The 465-nt window shown below is 72.0% G+C and carries 1 protein-coding gene; it reads right to left on the reverse strand.

All coding sequences use genetic code 11. The annotated features are described in order from the left end of the window. A partial coding sequence (locus tag BVI061214_RS11095) for an HAD family hydrolase (RefSeq protein WP_428843234.1) occupies nt 1–465 on the reverse strand: 465 nt, incomplete at both ends.

Here is a 465-nt window from a genome sequence, read left to right on the forward strand (position 1 = left end):
GGGGGAGGGCATCCAAAAGGGCGCCCAAGGGGGCTTCGGGACCGGCTAGGACCTGGAGGCGGACCAGGGGCTCTTCTAGCCTTAAGAGGTCCGCCCCTTCCGCCTTTAGGCCCAGAAGGTCCTGGTGGGCTTGAAGGAGGGGGCTATCGCCCTCCACGTAGAAGCCCCCCTGGGCGGTGTAGCCCTCGAGGGGCAGGCCGAGCCGCCGGGCCAGGCGGATGGCCTCTTGGGCCGCCTCTTCCAGCAGGGCGGCCACGTGGACCGGGGTGGCGGGGGGGCCGTGGGGGTCTTGGGAAAGGGCCAGGACCACGGCCCCCGACTCAAAGACGTGGAGGCCCGTGGGGTCTAGCCGCCGGGCGTAGCCCAAGGTCTCGCCCCGGCCCGGCCTCCCGGTGATGAGGCTCAGGCGAACCCCTTTGGCCCTCAGGGCCTCCACCCTGGGCCAGACGCAAGGGGGCACCCCGT

It is taken from the genome of Thermus aquaticus (genome assembly GCF_001280255.1).
Taxonomy (GTDB): Bacteria; Deinococcota; Deinococci; order Deinococcales; family Thermaceae; genus Thermus; species Thermus aquaticus.